The 21,373-nt window shown below is 64.7% G+C and carries 16 protein-coding genes and 1 pseudogene; 8 read left to right on the top strand and 9 right to left on the bottom strand.

Features of this window, described 5'->3' with window-relative positions; all coding sequences use genetic code 11:
• Positions 1-99 precede the first annotated feature (99 nt).
• From AB3L03_RS06590 to AB3L03_RS06580, 3 genes are read left to right on the top strand one after another with little or no spacing between them, the layout of a single operon-like run.
• Complete coding sequence (locus AB3L03_RS06590; protein ID WP_018456905.1) at positions 100-888, top strand: ImuA family protein; 789 nt, start codon at positions 100-102, stop codon at positions 886-888.
• On the top strand, positions 785-2,377 hold the full coding sequence (locus AB3L03_RS06585) for a DNA polymerase Y family protein (RefSeq protein WP_018456904.1): 1,593 nt from the start codon (positions 785-787) through the stop codon (positions 2,375-2,377). The genes AB3L03_RS06590 and AB3L03_RS06585 overlap by 104 nt, the downstream gene beginning before the upstream one ends.
• The gene (locus AB3L03_RS06580) at positions 2,374-5,742 is read left to right on the top strand and encodes an error-prone DNA polymerase (RefSeq protein WP_018456903.1); all 3,369 of its coding nucleotides are present in this window, start codon (positions 2,374-2,376) and stop codon (positions 5,740-5,742) included. The genes AB3L03_RS06585 and AB3L03_RS06580 overlap by 4 nt, the downstream gene beginning before the upstream one ends.
• A 114-nt stretch (positions 5,743-5,856) precedes the next feature.
• Here AB3L03_RS06580 and AB3L03_RS06575 read toward each other — a convergent pair whose 3' ends face one another.
• Positions 5,857-6,627 (bottom strand): SDR family NAD(P)-dependent oxidoreductase, encoded by a 771-nt coding sequence (locus AB3L03_RS06575; RefSeq protein WP_018456902.1) that lies wholly within the window; start codon positions 6,625-6,627, stop codon positions 5,857-5,859.
• Between the two features lie 176 nt (positions 6,628-6,803).
• Entirely contained in the window at positions 6,804-7,091 is a 288-nt protein-coding gene (locus AB3L03_RS06570) for a hypothetical protein (protein ID WP_007593600.1), read from the bottom strand.
• A gap of 54 nt (positions 7,092-7,145) precedes the next feature.
• Here AB3L03_RS06570 and AB3L03_RS06565 point away from each other — a divergent pair, with 54 nt between their 5' ends.
• The 3 genes and pseudogenes from AB3L03_RS06565 (at position 7,146) to AB3L03_RS06555 (ending at position 13,099) form a co-directional block, all read left to right on the top strand.
• Positions 7,146-8,558: a CoA transferase gene (locus tag AB3L03_RS06565; RefSeq protein ID WP_368508364.1), complete on the top strand. Its 1,413-nt coding sequence runs from the start codon at positions 7,146-7,148 to the stop codon at positions 8,556-8,558.
• A gap of 145 nt (positions 8,559-8,703) precedes the next feature.
• Positions 8,704-9,948, top strand: a complete 1,245-nt coding sequence (locus tag AB3L03_RS06560; protein WP_085352249.1) for an efflux RND transporter periplasmic adaptor subunit — start codon at positions 8,704-8,706, stop codon at positions 9,946-9,948.
• A 35-nt stretch (positions 9,949-9,983) separates the two neighbouring features.
• Positions 9,984-13,099: pseudogene (locus tag AB3L03_RS06555) on the top strand (efflux RND transporter permease subunit).
• A 9-nt stretch (positions 13,100-13,108) separates the two neighbouring features.
• On the opposite strand, the gene AB3L03_RS06550 reads toward AB3L03_RS06555, so the two are convergent.
• From AB3L03_RS06550 to AB3L03_RS06525, 6 genes are all read right to left on the bottom strand, one after another.
• The gene (locus tag AB3L03_RS06550) at positions 13,109-13,678 is read right to left on the bottom strand and encodes a LysE family translocator (RefSeq protein WP_231188709.1); all 570 of its coding nucleotides are present in this window, start codon (positions 13,676-13,678) and stop codon (positions 13,109-13,111) included.
• A gap of 257 nt (positions 13,679-13,935) precedes the next feature.
• On the bottom strand, positions 13,936-14,898 hold the full coding sequence (locus AB3L03_RS06545; RefSeq protein WP_368508363.1) for an amidohydrolase family protein: 963 nt from the start codon (positions 14,896-14,898) through the stop codon (positions 13,936-13,938).
• A gap of 51 nt (positions 14,899-14,949) precedes the next feature.
• Entirely contained in the window at positions 14,950-15,507 is a 558-nt protein-coding gene (locus AB3L03_RS06540; RefSeq protein ID WP_018456896.1) for a hypothetical protein, read from the bottom strand.
• A 24-nt stretch (positions 15,508-15,531) separates the two neighbouring features.
• Entirely contained in the window at positions 15,532-16,929 is a 1,398-nt protein-coding gene (locus AB3L03_RS06535; protein ID WP_204510676.1) for a TolC family outer membrane protein, read from the bottom strand.
• Between the two features lie 222 nt (positions 16,930-17,151).
• The gene (locus tag AB3L03_RS06530; RefSeq protein WP_018456894.1) at positions 17,152-17,931 is read right to left on the bottom strand and encodes an enoyl-CoA hydratase; all 780 of its coding nucleotides are present in this window, start codon (positions 17,929-17,931) and stop codon (positions 17,152-17,154) included.
• Positions 17,932-18,082: 151 nt separating this feature from the next.
• The gene (locus tag AB3L03_RS06525; protein WP_018456893.1) at positions 18,083-18,739 is read right to left on the bottom strand and encodes a hypothetical protein; all 657 of its coding nucleotides are present in this window, start codon (positions 18,737-18,739) and stop codon (positions 18,083-18,085) included.
• Between the two features lie 293 nt (positions 18,740-19,032).
• Between AB3L03_RS06525 and AB3L03_RS06520 the strand changes: the two genes are divergently transcribed.
• Both AB3L03_RS06520 and AB3L03_RS06515 read left to right on the top strand, forming a co-directional pair.
• Positions 19,033-19,578: a sigma-70 family RNA polymerase sigma factor gene (locus AB3L03_RS06520; RefSeq protein ID WP_085352255.1), complete on the top strand. Its 546-nt coding sequence runs from the start codon at positions 19,033-19,035 to the stop codon at positions 19,576-19,578.
• A gap of 2 nt (positions 19,579-19,580) precedes the next feature.
• Entirely contained in the window at positions 19,581-20,219 is a 639-nt protein-coding gene (locus AB3L03_RS06515) for an NrsF family protein (protein ID WP_018456891.1), read from the top strand.
• 10 nt (positions 20,220-20,229) lie between these two features.
• On the opposite strand, the gene AB3L03_RS06510 is transcribed toward AB3L03_RS06515, so the two are convergent.
• Positions 20,230-21,333 (bottom strand): DUF2336 domain-containing protein, encoded by a 1,104-nt coding sequence (locus AB3L03_RS06510; RefSeq protein WP_026233261.1) that lies wholly within the window; start codon positions 21,331-21,333, stop codon positions 20,230-20,232.
• Positions 21,334-21,373 lie beyond the last annotated feature (40 nt).

The following is a 21,373-nucleotide window of genomic DNA, read 5'->3' as shown; positions in this document are numbered from 1 at the left end:
CGTCGTTAGCTTTATATTAGAACATATCATGAACAAATGAGCTAGCCGCTGGTTCTCTTTTTGAGAGCCACCGGCAATCACTCCTGAGGAGCGGCGTATATGAGCGGCGCACGAACAAGCGCGCTTGCAGCCTTGCGCGGCCAGATCGAGCGCATCGAGACGGCGGAGGTCGTGCATCATCGCGACCGTGTCGCGCTCGGCCATCGCGAGGCCGACAGCGCGCTAAAGGGCGGGCTCGCACGCGCGGCAATCCACGAGGTATTTTGCGAAGGACGTCAGGGCGCGGCCGCGACCGGCTTTGTCACCGGACTTGCGGGGCGCATGACGGCACGCAAACCGCTGCTGTGGGTGCGGCAGGATTTTTCAGAAATTGAAACCGGTGCGCTGTCGATGAGCGGGCTCACCGAGATCGGTCTCGATCCGCGCCGTATGGTGATGGTGCGCGCCGCCGACGTGGAGAGTGCGTTGCGCACGTCGGCCGATGCGCTCGCCTGCGACGCGCTGGGCGCCGTCGTGCTCGAGCTCTGGGGTGAGACCAGGCAGTTCGATCTTGTGGCGAGCCGCAAGCTGACGCTGGCTGCGCAGTCTTCCGGTGTCACCGGCTTGCTGCTGCGGATGGCCGCACAACCTTTGCCATCGACCGCGGAGACCAGATGGATGCTGCGCGCGGCGCATTCGCCGCCGGGCGCGATGTGGAGCGCCTGGGGCGCGCCGCGCTTCGATGCCGAGCTCTTGCGCAATCGTCATGGCCCGTGCGGCCGGTGGATCATGGAATGGAAATGTGATGAGTGCCAGTTCTCTGAATCGTCGACGTATCCTCAGCCTGTGGCTGCCGCGCCTGCCTATCGACCGGATCCAGCGGTTCTTCGGCAACGTCGGACTGCATAAAAACAATGAGCCCAGCATCGTCGTCGCCAAGGACAGCAACGCGCTGGTGATCCATGCGCTGGACGAGGCCGCCGAGCGCCTCGGGCTGCATATCGGCCAGCCCTTGGCCAATGCCCGGGCGATGTGTCCGGATCTAAAGGTGTTCGATGCCGATGCCGTGGCCGATGCCAAGACGATCGGCGACATCGCCGACTGGTGCGACCGCTTCACGCCGCTGGTGGCGCTCGATCCGCCGCACGGGCTGTTCCTCGACATCACCGGCTGCGCGCATCTGTTCGGCGGCGAGGCTACGCTGTTGCAAACCCTTGTCCGTGCCCTCGATCGCCAGGGCTTTGCCGTCAGCGCGGCGATCGCCGGCACCTCGGTCTGCGCGCGCACGCTGACGCGGCAGGCATCCGGTAGCATCGTTGCCAATGGCGGGGAGGCGGCGGCAATCAGCCGGTTTCCAGTGTCCGCGCTTGGTGCGGGTGAGGCCATCAGCACCGGCCTGCGCCGCGCCGGCCTGAAAACCATCGGCGATGTCGCCTCGCGCACGCCGAGCGAAATCACGGCGCGGTTCGGTGCGCGGTTCTCCACGCTGCTTGCGCACGCGCTGGGACAGGGCGATGCGCCGATCAATCCACGAAAGCCGCTGCCCGATTACATCGTAGAGAAACGCTTTGCCGAGCCGATCGCGACCGACACCATGATCGCGATGACGCTGTCGCGCCTCGCCGACACGCTGATCGCGTCGATGGAGAAGCAGGGCAAGGGCGCGCGACGGTTAGAAGCCACATTCTTCCGTACCGACGGCGCGGTGCGCGCCATCATGGTCGAAACCGGACGTCCCGTGACGCGGAGCGCGGTCGTCGACCGGCTGTTCCGCGAGCGTCTCGATGCACTCGCCGATCCCCTCGATCCCGGCTTCGGCTTCGACATGGTGCGGCTGTCGGCAAGCCGCACCGAGATCGTGGTGCAGGAGCAGCGCGATCTCGACGCCCATGTCCACGACAATGACGAGCTTGCCGCGCTGATCGACCGCATCGCCGCGCGCATCGGCGGAAAGCGCGTCGTCGTGCACCTGCCTGAGGATACCCATATCCCTGAATGTGCGGTGCTGGCGGCGCCTGCCCAGCATCATCTCGCCGTGGCCATGCAGGCCGAATGGCCCGCGCGCACCGAGGGTGAGCCGCCGCTGCGTCCGTTGCGGTTGTTCGACAAGCCTGAGCCGATCAATGTGCCGTTCGCGACCGTGCCCGACGGGCCGCCGCATCAATTCACCTGGCGCCGCGCGCAGCATGCGGTGGTGCGGGTGGAGGGCCCCGAGCGCATCGCCATGGAATGGTGGCGGCAGGACGGCAAGCAACTGACACGGGATTATTTTCGTATCGAGGATGCCGAAGGCCTACGCTTCTGGATCTTTCGCGACGGTCTTTACGAGGGGGAGTGCTTCGACGACGACGGCAAGCCCGCTCCTCCCGGTTGGTATGTGCACGGTCTCTTCGCATGAACACGCCCGCTTATGCCGAGATCGGCATCACCACGAATTTCTCCTTCCTGCGCGGCGGCTCGGATCCGCGCGACTATGTACACCAGGCCAGCATCCTGGGCATTCCCGCGATCGGCATTGCCGATCACAACACGCTCGCCGGTGTGGTGCGTGCCTACAAGGAGCTCGACAATGACAAGGTGCTGCACAAGCCGAAGCTTCTGATCGGCACCCGCATCGTCTTCATCGACGGCACGCCGGATATCCTGGTCTATCCGTGTGACCGCGCCGCCTATGGCCGGCTGTGCCAGCTTCTCACCCGGGGCAAGCGCGGCGACGACATCACGCGGATCGCGAAGGGCGAATGCCATCTCACCTTCGCCGATCTCCTTGCGTTTTCCGAAGGCCAGCTCCTGATCCTGACGCTGCCGCATCGCTTCGATGCGGCGCAAGCGCAGGACATCCTCGCCAAGCTGAAGGCAAGTCGCGCCGAGGGCGTGTGGCTGGCGGCGAGTCTGGTCTATCGCGGCGACGATCGCCGTCGCCTCGCGCAGCTCGATGATCTCGCCGCAAAAGCAAAAGTGCCGCTGCTTGCGACCAACGAGGTGCTCTATCACCACCCCGCGCGCCGTCCCCTCCAGGACGTTCTGACCTGCATCCGGGAAAAGACCACGATCGAGGCGGTCGGCCGGAAGCTGGAAGCCAATGCCGAGCGATTTCTGAAGACGCCCAGGGAGATGGCGCGGCTGTTCCGCGATTTCCCCGAAGCTATCGCGGAGACCATGCGCTTTGCGGACAAGATCACCTTCTCGCTCGACCAGCTCAAATACCAGTATCCGGATGAGCCGGTGCCACCGGGGAAGACCGCGCAGGGGCATCTGGAGGATCTGACCTGGGCCGGTGTCGACAAATATTTCGGCGGCAAGATCGACGACAAGCTGCGCGCCACCCTGAAGAAAGAACTCGCGCTGATCGCCGATCTGAAATACGCGCATTACTTCCTCACCGTGCACGACATCGTGCATTACGCCCGCAGCCAGAACATTTTGTGCCAGGGGCGGGGATCGGCGGCGAATTCGGCGGTCTGCTACGTGCTCGGCATCACCTCGGTCGACCCGACCAAGGTCGATCTGCTGTTCGAGCGCTTCATCTCCAAGGAGCGGCTGGAGCCGCCCGACATCGACGTCGATTTCGAGCATTCGCGGCGCGAGGAGGTGATGCAATATGTCTATCGCCGTTACGGCCGCCATCGCGCTGCGATCATCGCCACCATCATTCATTATCGCCCGCGCAGCGCCATCCGCGACGTCGGCAAGGCGCTGGGCCTGACCGAGGACGTCACCGCGGCCCTTGCCGACACCGTCTGGGGAAGCTGGGGCAAGGGCCTCAACGACATGCAGGTCAGGCAGGCCGGCCTCGATCCGCAAAATTCAATGATCAACCTCGCAGTCGAGCTCGCGACCGAGCTGATCGAATTCCCCCGTCATCTGTCCCAGCATGTCGGCGGCTATGTGCTCACGCAGGACCGGCTCGACACCTATGTGCCGATCGGCAATGCCGCGATGGACGATCGCACCTTCATCGAATGGGACAAGGACGATGTCGACGCACTCAGCATGATGAAGGTCGACGTGCTCGCGCTGGGCATGCTGACCTGCATCCGCAAGTGCTTTGATCTGATCGAGCAGCACAAGGGCGAACGCTGGATGCTGGCGAGCGTCCCGCAGGATGATTCCAAAGTCTACGACATGCTGTGCGACGGGGAGTCGCTCGGCGTGTTCCAGGTCGAGAGCCGCGCCCAGATGAACATGTTGCCCCGGCTGAAGCCACGGACCTTCTACGATCTCGTCATCGAGGTCGCGATCGTGCGGCCTGGTCCGATCCAGGGCGACATGGTGCATCCTTATCTGCGGCGGCGGAACGGCTTGGAAAAAGTGAACTATCCATCGCCGTCACCGGAGCATGGCGACAAGGACGAGCTTTACAGAGTGCTGCACAAGACCCTCGGCGTGCCCTTGTTCCAGGAGCAGGCGATGCGGATCGCGATCGAGGCCGCGAAGTTCACGGCCGAGGAGGCCAACGGCCTGCGCCGTGCGATGGCAACGTTCCGCAATGTCGGCACCATCGGCAAGTTCGAAGACAAGATGATCGGCAACATGATCGCACGCGGTTATGCGCCTGATTTTGCCAGGAACTGTTTCGAACAGATCAAGGGTTTTGGCAGCTACGGTTTTCCGGAGAGCCATGCCGCAAGCTTCGCGCAGCTTGTCTATATCTCCTCATGGCTGAAGCATTATCACCCTGATGCATTCTGCTGCGGCCTCCTGAACTCGCAGCCGATGGGTTTTTACGCCCCGGCGCAGATCGTCAGCGACGCTCGCAAGAATGGCGTCGAGGTGCGCGATATCGATGTGTCCTACAGTTTTGCGCAGAACACGCTGGAAGAAGGAAGTAGCAAATATTGCGCCGTGCGCCTGGGCTTCCGCCAGATCGACGGTTTTCATTGGCTCGATGAGGATGAGGAAAGGCTGAAAAGAGGCGCGTCCCGGAATGACCGTGTGGAGAGAGCGCCCGACTGGGCCGACCGCATCGTCTCCGCGCGCAACCGCCGGCCCTTCACCTCGCTGGAAGATTTCGCCCGCGACACCGGACTGCCCAAGCGCGCGCTGATCCTGCTTGCCGATGCCGACGCGTTTCGCTCGCTCGGGCTCGATCGCCGCGAGGCGCTGTGGCAGGTGCGGCGCCTGCCCGACGATGTGCCGCTGCCGCTGTTCGAGGTGGCCACCGCACGCGAGCAGCCGGACGAGCACGCCAGGCCGTTGCCGGTGATGCCGCGCGCCGAACAGGTGGTCGCGGACTACCAGACCATTCGCCTTTCGCTCAAAGGCCATCCGATTGAATTTTTGCGGGAGATGTTTACGCGCGAGCGCATCGTCGCCTGCAAGGACATCAATCACGACAACGAGCGGCGCCGTGTCCGCTGTGCCGGCGTCGTGCTGGTACGGCAGCGGCCGGGCAGCGCCAGCGGCGTCGTGTTCATGACACTGGAGGACGAAACCGGCATCGCCAATGTCGTGGTGTGGCCGAAGATCATGGAGCAGTACCGGAAGGAGGTGATGGGCGCACGCCTCATCCTGGTCGAGGGCTACATCCAGAGCAGTCCCGAAAAGGTGACGCATCTGATCGCCCAGCGGATGATCGACCGTTCGCACGATCTGGTCGGCCTTGCCAACGACGCCCTCGGCCGCAAGCATCCGGTGCCGGCAGGCGCCACCGTGGTCGAACCGCTCAACGACGACCCCCGCGCCCACACGGATGCGCCCGCGCAAAAAATCCGTCATCCCCGCAATGTCCGCATCCTGCCGCCGTCGCGGGATTTTCATTGAGGGTGGGGGCCGCGCCCTCTCGCCCCGTCATTGCGAGCGCAGCGAAGCAATCCAGACTGTCACCGCGGAGAAATACTGGATTTGCTTCGCTACGCTCGCAATGACGAGTTTGTTCTAAAAATTCACCCGGTTCGAGATCGCGCCGTCCACCACCAGATTGGAGCCCGTGGTGAACCCCGACACCGGGCTCGCCAGAAACACCGCTGCGCTCGCGATCTCCTGCGGCGTCGCCATGCGGCCGGTGGGGTTACGCTTCATCGCATCATTGTAGCGCTCGGGCATGTTATGCTCGATCGTATTCCAGACGCCGCCCTTGAAATAGACCGTGCCTGGCGAGACCACGTTGACGCGGATCTTCTTCTTCGCGTACTGCCGTGCCAGCCCCTTGGCCATGTGGATTAACGCAGCCTTGATCGGGCCGTAGGAACTCGCCGTGTCCGCTTGCGCCGCGGAGATCGATGAGATGATCACGAAGGCGGCGTCGCCACCCTTGTCGCCACTAGCCTCGAGGAACGGCCGCGCGGCGTCGAACGCGTGCACGGCGCCGAGCAGGTCGAGTCGAAAATTCTGCTCCCACGACGCGGCATCATGGCCTTGTGCCATTGCGCCCGCGTTAGAGAACAGCATGTCGATGCCGCCAAGCTCCTTTGCAGCATTCTCGATCCAGGATTTCAGTGCCGCGCCGTCCGTGACATCCACCGGACCGCCGGTCGCGCGGATCCCGCTGGCCTTCAACTCCGTAACCGTGGCGGCAACCTGGTCCGCGTTGCGTGCACACACCGCGACATTGCTGCCTTCGCCGGCCAGCGTCGCCGCAATCGCCCGCCCGATGCCGCGCGTCCCGCCAAGTACGATGGCGTTCTTGCCTTTGAGACCGAGATCCATTGGTTGGTTTTCCTTTTTTGTTGGTCGCAGCTAGTGTAGCTGTTTCGAGAGATGCCCAAAAGCCTCCACATCGTCATTGCGAGGAGCTCTTGCGACGAAGCAATCCAGACTGCCACCGCGGAAAGACTCTGGATTGCTTCGCTTCGCTCGCAATGACCGTGTGGAAACAGCGGCCCTCACTCCGGTGCCGCCCCCACCGGCGGGCCGCCGGGCGGGCGGTGCAGGAATGTCAGTGAGACGTAGGCGCCGGCCCAGGAGCCGATCGCCGCGAAAGCCACATAGAAAGCGTTTTCGGTGTAGCTGATCACCGCATAGGAGGAGAGCATGTACCAGACCGCGCTCCAGTTCGCCGCGGGCACGCGCTTGCGCGCGATCACGGCCGAGGTGAACATGACATAGACCGCGTCGGTGGCCGCCGTTGCGATGAACACGGCGCCTGCGGTGAGAGGATCGATGGCGGCCATTGCATGTCCTTGTGTGCTAATGCGATGGTCGCAAACTAAAGGGAGAGAAGGGTCATGCAAAGCCCCACCGAGATTCTCAGCAACATCTGGACCCCCGCTGGCGGTGACGCCGCCGCGCTCGCGCGCGTCCGGCTGACGGGCGAGGAGCCGCAGATCCCGTCCTCATTTCGCGTCGCAATTGCCGGCCAGACAACGATCGCCGCCGCCGGCCTTGCCGCCGCCGAAATCTGGAGATTGCGCAGCGGCGAAGCGCAGGACGTCAGCGTCGACCTGCGCCATGCCGTCGCCGAATGCCGCTCCGAGCGCTACTTGCGCGTCGACGACAAGCCGCCGCCGCCCGCTTGGGACGCCATCGCCGGCGTCTACAGAACCGGCGACAACCGCTTCGTCCGCTGCCACACCAATTTCCCGCATCATCGCGACGCCGTCTGCAAGGTGCTCGGCTGCGAACCCGAGCGCGAGAAGGTGCAGGCCGCATTGATGCAATGGAAGAGCGAGGATTTCGAGACTGCGACCTACGCCGCGGGCGGCGTCGTTGCCCTGATGCGTTCGTACGACGAATGGTCGGCGCTGCCGCAGGCCCGCGCGCTCGCCGAATTGCCGCTGGTCTCGATCGAGAAGATCGGCGAGGCCCCGCCGAAGCCATGGCCGCAACGATTGCCAAAAGGCGATCGCCCGCTCGCAGGCCTGCGCGTGCTCGATCTCTCTCGCGTCATCGCGGGGCCCGTCGCCGGCCGCACGCTCGCCGCGCATGGCGCGGATGTGCTGCTCGTGTCAGGCCCCGAACTGCCGGCCATTCCGTGGCTGACCATCGACACCGGGCGCGGCAAGCTCACCACCTTCATCGAGCTGAAAAGCGAGGCCGGGCGTGCGCAGTTGCGCGAGCTCTTGAGAGACGCCGATATCTTCTCGCAAGGCTATCGCCCGCGCGCGCTTGCCGCTCTCGGCTTCACGCCGGAGGACGCAGCGACAATCAACCCCGGCATCGTCTACGTAACGCTGTCAGCCTATGGCCATGCCGGTCCCTGGGCTGAACGGCGCGGCTTCGATTCGCTGGTGCAGACCACGACCGGGTTCAACCATGCCGAAGGACAGGCTGCCGGCATCGATGGACCGAAGGAATTGCCGGCGCAGATGCTCGACCACGCCACCGGCTATCTGATGGCGTTCGGCGCGATGATGGCCAAGGCCCGCCAGGCCCGCGAAGGCGGCAGCTGGCACGTGCGCGTGTCGCTGGCGCAGACCGGGCGCTGGCTGTGGAATCTCGGACGGCTCGAAAAGGGCCTGAATACCCCGGATATTACGGGCGAGGCCGTACATGCTGCATTCATCGAGGGCATGCCATCTGGCTTCGGCACGTTGAAGGCGGTGCGCCATTCGGCACTGCTGTCGAAGACGCCGGCGCAATGGAGCCGTCCGGCGATGCCGCTCGGCAGTCATCCGGCAGAGTGGCCTGCGATAAGCTGACGTGAAGCTGACGTGTCGCAAATTTTTAACGCAAACTGAAAGGCGCCCGGCGTTTTTTAGGTTGTTTGAAATCACAATTCGGCACTATTAGCGCGACCGATGACGCAGGCATCCGCCGGTATCATCGCAGACATGACCGGGCCCCATGGTAGTTGAAAATACCAAGCGATTGCAGGTGCTTACAAAACAACGGGTAATTACATCCGTAGTTTTACTAGCTCTTGCCGGTGCCGGGGCCTACGGCTTCCTCTATGCGGGAGCCAAGGAGAAGAGCCACTCCGAGATCTCCAGCCAATCGCGCAGAAATGCGCAGAACTTCACGCCGACGCCGTCCGAATGGGCGACGCTGACGATCGAGCCGGTCAAGGCCAAGACCTTCCGCGCCGAGTATGTCACCGAGGGCAAGGTCGCAGTCGACGAGGACCGTTCGACGCCGGTGTTTTCACCCTATGCAGGCCGGGTGACCAAGCTGCTCGCCAAGCCAGGCGAGGTGCTGAAGCAAGGCCAACCGCTGTTCACGATCGAGGCCGCCGACACCGTGCAGGCCCAGAACGATTTCATTGCAGCGATGAGCTCGCAGAACAAGGCCAAGTCGGCGATCGATCTTGCCGATATCCAGTTCAAGCGCGCCAAGGACCTCTACGAGGGCCATGCCATCCCACTGAAGGACTATCAGCAGGCGGAAGCGACCCAGGTTCAAGCGCAGAACGACATGCGCTCCTCGGCGACAGCGCTGGAAGCCGCGCGCAACAAGCTGCGGATCCTCGGCTTCACCGACGAGACCATCAAGGCGTTCCAGGACAAAGGCGTCATCAATCCGGAAGTCACGATCTATTCGCCAATCGCAGGCACGGTCGTGCAGCGTAAAATTGGCCCCGGCCAGTACGTCAATTCCGGCGCCAGCGATCCGGTCTTCGTGGTCGGCGATCTCTCCACCGTCTGGCTCACCGCCTTCGTGCGCGAGAGCGATGCGGCTGCCGTGTGCGTCGGGCAGGACATCAGCGTCAACGTGATGGCGCTGCCAGGCCGCCCCTTGACCGCCAAGGTCAACTACGTCGCCGCCGCGATCGATCCGAACACCCGTCGCCTGCTGGTCCGCGCCACCATCGACAACAAGGACGGTCTGCTGAAGCCGGAGATGTTCGCCAACGTAACGATCTATTCGTCCGGCGACCGCGCCGCGCCGGCGGTACCGAAGCAGGCCTTGATCTACGAAGCCGACAAGGTCCGCCTCTGGGTGGCACGCGAGGACAAGTCGGTCGAGCTGCGCGAGATCAAGATCGGTCTCATCAATGGCAATCTCGTCGAGGTCACCAGCAATCTCAAGCCCGGCGAGCAGGTGGTCACCAAAGGCAGCCTGTTCATCGACCGCGCCGCGTCCGGCAGCTGATCGACGGGCCGGGAAAAGACAAGCTGAAGACCTGAATGGATCGCCTCGTCGCCCTTGCCGTCAACCGGCGCTTCCTGATGGTCGGGATGTTCGTCGCCGTCCTCATCGGCGGCCTGATCGCGTTCAACCAGCTCAACATCGAGGCTTACCCCGATCCGACTCCGCCGATGGTCGACATCGTGACGCAGAGCCCGGGCCTGTCGGCGGAGGAGATCGAGCGCTACATCACCATTCCGATCGAGACCCAGGTCGCGGGTCTGAAGAACGTGACGACCATTCGCACCATCTCGCTCTACGGGCTTTCCGACGTCAAACTGCAGTTCTCTTTCGCCTACACCTATGACGAGGCGTTGCAGCAGGTCTTGAACCGCCTGGCGCAGCTCGCGCCGCTGCCCGGCAATGTGCAGCCGCAGATCTCGCCGCTCAGTCCAATTGGCGAAATCTTCCGCTACCGTCTCGTCGGCCCGCCGAACTACAGCGTGCTCGACCTCAAGACCATCCAGGACTGGATTCTCCAGCGGCGCTTCCGTGCCGTGCCCGGCGTGATCGACGTCACCGGATGGGGCGGCAAGAGCAAGACCTACGAGCTCCAGGTCGACTTCAACAAGCTGGTCGCCAACGGCCTGACGCTGCCGCAATTGCTCCAGGCGGTCGGCAATTCCAACGTCAATGTCGGCGGCAACACCGTCAATATCGGTCAGCAATCGGCCGTGGTGCGCGGCGTCGGCCTGATCCGCTCGATCGACGACCTCGCCAACACCATGGTCTCGCAGACCAACGGCAATCCGGTGCTGGTCAAGGACGTCGCCACCGTCACCGTCGGCCAGAAGCCCCGTCTCGGCATCGCCGGCCTCGATGAGTCCGACGACATCGTGCAAGGCATCGTCCTGATGCGCCGCGGCGAGCAGAGCTCGCCAACCATCAAGCGCGTCCACCAACTCGTTCAAACCATCAACGACTCCAGCATCCTGCCGCCCGGCGTGCGCATCGAGCGCATCTATGACCGCGGCGACCTGATCGACCTCACGACCCACACTGTGCTCCACAACATGGTGATCGGAATTCTGCTGATCGTGTTGCTGCAGTGGATATTCCTCGGCGATCTCCGCAGTGCGCTGATCGTCGGCGCCACCATTCCGTTCGCGCTGTTCTTCGCGGTGATCATCCTGGTGCTACGGGGGAATCGGCGAACCTGTTGTCGGTCGGCGCGATCGATTTCGGCCTGATCGTCGATGCCACCGTCATCATGGTGGAGGCGATCTTCCGGCGCCTGACGCAGACGACGCCGATGTCGGAATCCGAGCAGATGTCGTCCGAGACGCTGTTCGGCATGAAAAGCCACGCCATCCTCAGCGCGGCGGCCGATGTCTCTCGTTCGATCTTCTTCGCCGCGGCCATCATCATCGCGGCCTTCCTGCCGCTGTTCACGCTCTCCGGCGTCGAGGGCAACATCTTCGGACCGATGGCCCGGACCTATGCCTACGCGCTGGCCGGCGGTCTGCTTGCGACGTTCACCGTCACTCCTGCGCTGTCGGCGATCATTCTGCCGGCGCATGTTCATGAGACCGAGACCAGGGTGATGCTGATCCTGCATCGGATCTACATGCCGGTGCTGCATTGGGCGGTCGCCAACCGCGGCATCATGCTCGGTGGCGCGTTCGGCCTCGTACTGATGACGGTTGCGCTCAGCCGCTTGCTTGGCCTCGAATTCCTGCCGAAGCTGGAGGAGGGCAATCTCTGGATCCGCGCCACGCTGCCGCCGACCATCTCGCTTCAGGAAGGCAACTCCTACGTCAACGAAATGCGCAAGGTGATCCGCGCGCGGCCTGAAGTGGAATCCGTGGTGTCGCAGCACGGCCGCCCCGATGACGGCACCGACGCCGCCGGCTTCTTCAACGCCGAGTTCTTCGCGCCCCTCAAGCCCGCCAGCCAATGGCCCGGCACCCGCGACAAGGAAGAGTTGACCGCGCAACTGCTCAAGCAGCTTGACGATCGCTTCCCCGGCGTCGAGTTCAACTTCTCGCAATATCTCCAGGACAATGTCTCCGAAGCCGTTTCCGGCGTGAAGGGCGAGAACTCGATCAAGCTGTTCGGCAGCGATCTCCAGGCGCTGACCGACACCGCCAACAAGATCAAGTCGGTGCTATCAACCGTGCAGGGCGTCACCGACCTTGCCGTGTTCACCTCACTGGGGCAGCCGACCATCCAGATCGATATCAACCGTGCCAAGGCCGCGCGCTATGGCCTCGCGCCGGGCGACATCAACGCCACCATCAAGGTCGCGATCGGCGGCGACACCGCCGGTGACATCTACGAGGCAGGAAGCGACCGCCACTTCCCGATCATCGTTCGTCTTGCGCCGGAATTCCGCAGGAGCGCCGAGGCGATCCAGAATTTGCGGATCGGTGCGCCCGGACCGAACGGCACCGTCACGCAGATCCCCCTGAGCGAGGTCGCCACCATCAGCCTCGTCTCGGGTGCGGCCTACATTTATCGCGAGCAGCAGGAGCGCTATCTGCCGATCAAGTTCTCGGTACGTGAACGCGACCTCGGCAGCGCCATCCGCGAGGCGCAGCAGAAGATCGCCGCTCAGGTGCAACTGCCGCCCGGCGCGCACATGGACTGGGTCGGCGAATTCGGCAATCTCCAGGACGCGATCCGGCGATTGTCGATCGTGGTGCCGATCTCGCTGGCGCTGATCGGCGTCCTGCTCTGGTTCAATTTCGGCTCGATGACCGACACGCTGCTCGCCATGAGCGTGATTCCGATGGCCATCTTCGGCGGCGTGCTCGGTCTCTTGATCACAGGTACCGCCTTCAGTGTCTCGGCGGCGATCGGCTTCATCGCGCTGTTCGGCATCGCCGTGATGGACGGCATCATCATCCTGTCGCAGTTCAACCAACTCATCGAAGAGGGCATGGACCGCATGACCGCGGTGATACGCACCGGCGAATTGCAGCTTCGGCCGGTGCTGATGACCTGCGTCGTCGCCGGCATCGGCCTGTTGCCGGCCGCGCTGTCGGAAGGCATCGGCTCGCAGGTGCAGAAGCCGCTTGCGGTCGTCGTGGTGACAGGCATGATGCTCGCCCCTATCGTGATCCTGGTGACGCTGCCGGTGTTGATCTCCTTCTTCTCCCGCCGCGCACGCTGACGCCGCCAATCACAGCATCCGCTGCGCGATCCGCACCAGCATCATGGTGCCGAGGCCCAGCAGCATCAAGCTGGCCAACCGACTGCTCATCGACAGCATGCGCGGCGTCAGCCGTGACCGCGCCATTGCCACGATCGTGCTGAGCACGGTCCACCAGATCGCGGAACCGACGAAGACACCGGCGATCAGCGGGGCTGCCGCGGTCTGCATTGAAAAGGCGTGCAGCGCAGCCAGAAACAGGATGACGGTCAGCGGATTGGTGAACCCAAGCGCGATGGCGCTGAGATAGGCCCGCGCCAGATGCACGTTGTCGACGACGTCGGTCGTCTGGAGCGCGACCGAGCCGCGATGGGTCCGGATCGCGAACCACAGCAGCGTGAGCGCCGAGACGGTGCCGAAGCCGGCGGCATTGGCCTCGACCCGGGGCTGTGCCAGCGAGCCCAGTCCTAAAACCGCGAGAGCGCTGTAGGTGAGATGCACGGTCGCGGCGCCGAAGCCGGTTGCGAGGCCCGTGGCCATGCCGGATGCCAATGTGCGCTGTATGCACAGCATGCCCATCGGTCCGATGGGGGCGGCCACGGTGAAACCAATTCCAATGCCGGAAAAAAGCGCGGCAAGATAATGCGATAAAGGCATGCACCCGCACGAACAAATGAAATCTGTGCGTGTGCGTAGCCCCGAAAAAGAATCGCCGCCTCAACCAGAAGGGTGAGAAACGGACGAGAGCACAAACACGTTCGTGTGAGTCCAACGAGTTTGTGCCTTCGCGACAACAGTTCCACGCCTCATTGTGGAACCGTGTCGCGGTCGTTGAACCGAATTGCGCTTGGCGCGACTCAGAACCCGTAGAGTTGCGCCGGGTTGTCGACCAGGATCTTCTTGCGCACATCTGCATCCGGCGCCCACACCGGAAGCTGGTTGAGCAGGCGGCCGTCGTCGATCTGGTAGAGCGGCGCGATGTCGGTGGCTTTGCGTCCCTCGACACGGCTCGAATCCGGATGCGGCCAGTCCGTGCCCCAGACGATGCGGTCCGCATTCGCCGCGATCAGTGCGCGGGCATAGGGCACCATGTCCTGATAATCGGGCGCGAGCTTCGAGGAGCGATAGGCGCCGGAAATCTTGACATAGGCCTTGCCGGATTTCACCAGCGCGACCAGGTCGGAAAATCCCGGCTGCTCCAGCCCAAGCGAGGCCTCAAGGCCGCCGAAATGGTCGAATACAACGGGTACTGGCGCCGTCTCGACGAGGTCCTTGATCGCCGAGATCATGGGAAGCGTCGTGTAGAGCTGCACGTGCCAACCGCGCGCCTTCATGCGCTCGACTGCGGCGGTGAAGCGCGGCCGGCCGACATTGGGGTCGTTGACGCCGCCGGTCGCGAGATTGAGGCGGACACCGCGAAAGCCGTCTGCCTGCATCGTGTCAAGCTGGGCCTCGGTCGTTTTGTCGTCGATCACGGCCACCCCGCGCGCGGCCGCGCCACGCGCTTTCATGCCTAACAGCGTCGACGAGTTGTCGGTGCCGTAGACGCTCGGCGTCACGATCACCACGCGCTCGATATGCAGCGCCTTGTGCAGCGCGGCCATCTCCTCCGGCGAAGCCGGTTCCGGCGTGTAGACGCGGCCCGCGAAGAACGGAAATTTTTCGACATCGCCATGGATGTGGGTGTGACAGTCGCAGGCATGGGCCGGGACGTCGAAATTGACCGGAGTGGCGGGCTGCGCGGCACGTGCGTGGGCTTTGTTCGACATGGCAACTCCGGCGGCAAGGGAGGCAAGCAGGACGCTGCGTCGGCTGAGCATGGTTTCTCTCCCTGTATTATTATTTGGCAGTGGCATCGTGACAGTATCACATCAGCCCGGCAGCCGCTGCGCTTCGCTGCATAGCTGCTCGACGAGGTCCGCAAGCAGGCGTGAGCCGTCGACGCGCACGACCGGGCAGGGCAGCTTCGCGAGCCACGCCTCATCTCTTGCGAGACTGCGACCCTCGCGATCGCCGGCTTCGTAGTGCGAGGCCCAGTCGACGAACGACTCCGCCTCCTCATGACGCCAGCCGCCCTGTGCGACGGCATCCGCTCCGAAATGCGTAGCCTCGCGGTCACGCAGGCGCTGCAAGCGAAGCTCGCGCGGCGTCGTCACAAAGACGACGAGATCGAAGAATGGGATGAACTCGTCGCCCCAGCCGGTGACCGTTCCGCTCAGCACCCAATCGAGCCGCGGCAGAAACATCTCGCGCATCAGGCGCAGACGCTCGGCAGCGGGGCGCGTGGTCTGGTAGGGCGGCGCCGTCGGCAGCCAGAAATAATCATCGCTGTCGTGATGCGGCAGCGCAAGCCGGCTCGCGAGCGCGCGGCCGATCGTCGTCACGCCGGAGCCGGAGGCTCCCATCAGATGGATGCGGCGGCTTTTCATCGGCACCAAGCCAGACGATTGAAACTACTGCCCCGATGGCGTGCGCAGGCCGTGCCAGGCGTCGCGGACCTGCTGGTAGTGCACCTCGGGCAGATAGTCCGGCGTGTTCAGGCTCAAGGTCTTGACGTCGAGATGGCCGACGGCGCTGAGCAGCGTGTAGGAAGCGATCACGCGGTCGCGATTGGCGCCGATCAGGCGGGCCTTGGCCTGGATCAGATCGGCCTGCGAGTTCAGCACATCCACCGTCGTGCGCTGTCCGCCGGCGGCCTCGCGCTGCACGCCCTGGAGCGCGACGGTCGCCGCCTTCACTTCGGACTCCGAAGCCGAGACCGCGATCTTGGCGCCTTCATTGGCAACCCAGGCGCTGACCGCCGCCGTGCGCGCCTGGTTGCGCACCTGATCGAGCACGAGCCGGCTCTGCGCCCTGATTTCCTTGGCCTGCCGGGTCTGTGCGGCGGCCTGGCCGCCGTCGTAGATCGGCACGGTGACATTGGCGACGATCGAGGCCTGATCTTCGGCGAAGGTGCCGAGCGTCGGGTCGTTGTTGCGGCTCTTGCTGGCGCTGCCCTGGACGCTGGCGCTCGGCAGCAGCGCGCCTTCGGCGACGCGGATGTTGGTGGAGGCGACATCGACGTCGAAGCCCGCCGCCATCACCGCTGGGTGCTGGCGGATCGCCATCGTCAGCGCGTCTTCGCGGCTCTTCGGCAGATAGCGGTCGACGACTTCGGCGGCCCGAAGCTGCGACGGCGCATTGCCGATCACCTGCGCGTAGATCGCCTGGCTCACCGCCAGCGCGACTTCCGCGGCGTTGAGATCGGAAAGCCCGCGGTTGAGCCGCGCCTCGGCCTGGGCGCTGTCGGTCGGCGTGACGTCGCCGGCGTTGAGGCGCCGCTGGGTGACCGAGAGCGTTTCGCGCAGGAAGGCGACGTTGGAGCGCTGCGCCTCGACCAGCGACTGGTTGGCGAGGACATTGGTGTAGGCGGTGACCGCGTCGAGCAGCACACCCTGGCCGACGTTGCGCAGCGCCTCGCGGCCAGACTGCACCTGGAGTTCGGCGGCGCGCACGTTGTTGGCGGTGCGGAAACCGTTGAACAGGGTCTGCGACACGGTGACGCCGATGATCCATGGCTTCAGATTGGCGGTCTGGATGGTGTTGTCGGGCAGCAGGTTGCGCACCGACTGCAACCCGGCGCTGAGGCTTGCCACGATCTGTGGCCGGTAGCCGGCGAGCGCCTGCGGCACGTTCTCGTCGGTGGCGCGCTGCCGCGCACGCTCGGCATTGAGTTGCGGATTGGTCTGGTAGGCCTTGGCGAGCGCCTCCGGCAGCGCTTCCGCCCGTGCGGCCGAGGGCAGGGCGCAACACAGCGCCAGCGTGGTCCATGTCGCGAGCACAGGAGCCACGCCCGATCGATGCCGCGTCATCACGCGACCAGCTCTGGCGGCACGCCCAATCATGTAATCCCGCAAATCCCGGCTGTCCGCCCCCGCCGACGGCGGCTCTCTTAGCTGTTTAACCAGCCGAGGTCCCGCAGGCAAACTGCCGCGGGGGAAACCCCCATGTATTCCGTGCTTGTTGCAGGCACGTCACAGGGATTCTGCGGGAAAGCGGCAGAGCCTTACACCAGGCTGACCGCTCGCCTGCCTTTACCTGTTCTTGTTCACCGGCTTCCGCTTCTCGATGAACGCCGCCATGCCCTCGGAGCGGTCCTCCAGTGCGAAGGTCGAGTGGAACAGGTTGCGCTCGACGCTCATGCCCTCGGCGAGCGTGGTCTCGAAGGCGCGGTTGACCGCTTCCTTGGCCATCGCGACCGCGGGCCGCGACATCGCGGCGATCTTCTCGGCCGCGGCCATCACCTCGTCCATCAGCTTGTCGGCGGGAACGATGCGGCTGACCAGGCCGCTGCGCTCGGCTTCGGCCGCATCCATCATGCGGCCGGTGAGGCAAAGGTCCATCGCCTTGGACTTGCCGATCGCACGGGTCAGGCGCTGGGTGCCGCCGATGCCGGGGATGGTGCCGAGCGTGATTTCGGGTTGACCAAATTTGGCGGTGTCGGCGGCGATGATGAAGTCGCACATCATCGCGAGCTCGCAGCCGCCGCCGAGCGCATAGCCTGCGACCGCGGCGATCGTCGGCTTGCGGCAGCGCGCGACCCGATCGCCGCCGATCGCGGCAAAATCCTCCGAGAACATGTCGATGAAGCCTTTCGGCTGCATCTCCTTGATGTCGGCGCCGGCAGCAAACGCCTTCTCGCTGCCGGTCACGACGATGCAGCCGATGGCGTTATCGGCTTCGAGATCGTCGACGGCCGCGGCGATCTCGCGGAAGACGCCGAAGGAGAGCGCGTTGAGCAGCTTCGGCCGGTTCAGCTTGATGATGCCGACCGCGCCTTTGCTTTCGACGATGATGTGTTCGAACGTGCTCATGCTCCACCCACGCTTTTGGTTGAGCGGGCAATGTGCCCGCTCGCGCGGTGGGCTTCAAGAGGCCGCAAAGCCATCGGCGCGAGGACGGCCGGAACACGCGGCCAGATGCGCGTTCCGGACCAGGTCCCGCGGGCCGGCGATCAGGCCAAAATCACGCCATGAACATACGCGCGGCGGAGGCCAGCGTCAGCAGCGTGCCGACGCCGATGAAGATTTTTCCGATCAGGGAGCTCTGGTCCCAGGCCGAGCTCTGCTGGCTGCTTGCCATCACCGGCGCCGGACGCGGCTGCGCGTCGATCACCGCCCTCTGCGCCGGCGTGTTGTCCTGTTGCAGGGCGCGGTCGATGTCGTTGAGCTGATCGGGTGCGACGACCTGGCTCTCGGCGTTCGGGGCGGCGGTATTATCGGCCGCGGCCTGGACGTTGTCGTTGGCCCGGCCCGTCATTGCGGAAGCGGCAGCCGCGGTCGGCGTATCGGCGGCGGCGAGTTGCGCGTTGGCGTTGGCGATTTCCGGCGGCATCTGGCTCGAGGTCGGCGCGTCACGATTGTCGGCCTTCGTCTCATCGGCCGTTGCCGCGGCGTCCTTCTTGTCGGCCTTGTCGTCGGATTTTTCTGCCGTCTTGGTGTTGTCGCGGTGACGCGACGTGTGATGCCGCTGCTTGGTCGGCTTGACCGTGTCGGCCTGTTTGCCCGCGCTGTCCGACTTGCTGCTTGCGGCTGAATTCGGCGCCGCCTGTGCAACGCCCCCGAACAGCAAGAAAAGCCCGGCCAGGAGAATCAGGGCCGCGCGCCCGCTGGCTTTCATCATGTTGACGATCTCCCCAAATTCCGCCCGTCCCGGGACTGAACAGAGACCCTGGGGCGTGACCACAGCGGGGCAGAAAATGGGAATCTTCGGGCCACACCGGGCAAAAGCGCGGCAAAACCGCTGCCTTCGCAGCCGGCCGCGGGGTGCGGACTGGACCGATCGGTGTTATGAGCCGTCGCAGATCCTGACGGCCGCATCGGTCGCGTGGCCAAGCAAGATCACGAATTCGTGATCTGGCTGATGCCAGCGTAACAAACTGAAAGAGCGGCCGAATTGCATGGTGAGGGGCGCGCGTGCGCGGACGTGAGGACGAGTGGACCGGCCTGATGCGGTCGGCCATGGCAGGCGATGACGCGGCGTATCATCGCCTGTTGAAGGCGGTCACGCCTGTGCTGCGCGCTGCCGCGAGGCGCGGCCTGGCTCGGGCCGGGCAGCCTCCCGACCAGGCCGAGGATATCGTGCAGGAGATTTTGTTGGCGGTGCATCTGAAGCGGCACACTTGGGACAGCGAAGCCCCCTTCGCCCCGTGGCTGTTTGCGATCGGCCGCAACAAGCTGATCGACATGCTGCGGCGACGGGGCAGGCGGATCTTCGTCAACATCGACGATTTCGCCGAGACCCTGCCGGGCGAGGCGCCGCAGGAGACGGTCTCGGCCGGCGAAGTCGCCAGCCAGCTCAATACGCTGCCGCAGCGCCAGCGCGACGTGTTGCAGTCGATCGCGGTCGACAGCACGTCGATCAAGGACACGGCGGTGAAATATTCGATGAGCGAGGGCGCGGTGCGGGTCGCGCTACATCGCGGACTTGCCGCGCTGACTGCCAAACTGCGGGACCAGTAGTCATGGACACCGATCAACTCATTCGCTCGCTCGCGGCCGACAACGCCCATCGTCCGCCGCGCGTCGGCGCGGTGCTGACCATGGCGCTGCTGGTCGCTGCGCCGCTGTCGATCCTGATCTTCGCCACCTTTCTCGGTGTGCGTCACGACGTGATGAGCGCGATGCACAACCCGTTCTTCGACATGAAGTTCGCGGTCACGCTGTCGCTCGCGATCCCGGCGATCATCGTCAGCCTGCATCTGTCGCGTCCCGAGGCCTTGCTGCGTGGCTGGGGCTGGCTACTGCTGCTGCCGGTCGGGCTGCTCGCGGTGGCGATCGGCAGCGAGGCGATGATGGCGCCGGCCATGCCGATGACGATGCGACTGGTGGGCAAGAATTCCAGGGTATGCCTGTTCGCAATCCCTGCGATGTCGCTGCCGCTGCTTGCTGGGGCCCTGTTCGGCCTGCGTCACGGCGCGCCGTCCCATCCGGCGCTCGCCGGGGCTCTCGCCGGCCTGGTGTCGGCCGGGCTCGCCGCGACGCTGTACGCTTCACACTGCACCGACGACTCGCCGCTGTTCGTCGCGACCTGGTACACGCTCGCCACCGCGTTGGTGGCGGCAATTGGCGCGCTCGTGGGGGCGAGGGTCCTACGCTACTAGCTCGCCGGCTTCACGCCGCCGGCGTCGCGCCCTGCTGCATGCGGTGGAAGCGCAGCACCTGCTGCGCGGTCGAGCTGCGCAGCGCCTCGTAAGCGTCGCGTAGCGTCAGCATGTCGGTCTGCGAGCCGCCTGAGAGCTTCTCGCGCAGGGCAATGATGGCGCGGACGCTCGACCATTGCATGGCCGCGACCTTGGCGAGGATCATCACGCCCTCGATCCGGCTTTCGATCATCATGGTCTCGGCGGTCTCGACTGCGACGCCCGCAAGCGCCGCGAGCCCCGCATTGGTCTCGTCGAACTTGCCCTGCTCCGCGAAGGTGGCGACCTGGAGCTCGGTGAGGCGGCCGTCCTCATGCAGCGACTTCACCAGCGCGCGCGCCCTCTCGGTCTGCCTGGTCATGCTGGCGGCGCGGATTCGCTGGGCCGCTTCCTGGACCACGCTGGACACGTCGTCCGCGAACTCGGGGTGCGCGGCCTCCAGCTTCCTGCGCACGGCCAAGGAGGCCTTTGCGACCAGCTTCAAATAATGATGGCGGGGCAAGTCGGGCCGCAGGCCGATGCAACTGGCGAGGTCGTCGTCACGCTCGGCGCGGGTCACGAGGTCGGCGAGACTTCCCTCCGACAGTTGCGCACCCGGATTGCTGACGGTCGATTGCACCACGTCCTCGTCGCCGCGGGTCACCAGCACGTCGGTCAGCGCTTCCGACAGCACCCGCCGTAGCGAGATCGCCTTGAGATGGGCTTGACCCCTGGTGCGCGCGATCTCGATCAGGATCTCCTCGTCCAGCCGTTCGGATTTCGACAGCACCGGGCCGGAAACCTCAATCACCTCGTCGAGCGCGAGCGTGCGGATGATCTTCGGCGGCGCAGCCGCGATCGGTGCGAGGCGGTCGGCGAGCAGCGCCTTGGCGGACGTCTCGATCTGCTCGATCAGGCATTGGAACACGTCATCGAACACACGAACGTGGTCGTCGGAATAGTCCGAGGCGTTGCCCACGAAGAGATCTGTGACGCGGCGCAGCGTCTCGACCCGGTGCGCGACGGTGCCGTGCGAGAGCGCGGTTTGCAATTCCTCGAGCAGATTCTCGGATGATTTGGCGGATTTAGATCTCATTGCCCTGTCCTGGCGCGTTCGGCCCGGCAGCGGCTTCGGT

Origin of the sequence: Bradyrhizobium lupini, assembly GCF_040939785.1 — a bacterium.
In the GTDB taxonomy this organism is placed as follows: Bacteria; Pseudomonadota; Alphaproteobacteria; order Rhizobiales; family Xanthobacteraceae; genus Bradyrhizobium; species Bradyrhizobium canariense_D.
The sequence above is the reverse complement of the archived record's forward strand: the minus strand, read 5'-3'. Positions and strand labels throughout refer to the sequence as shown.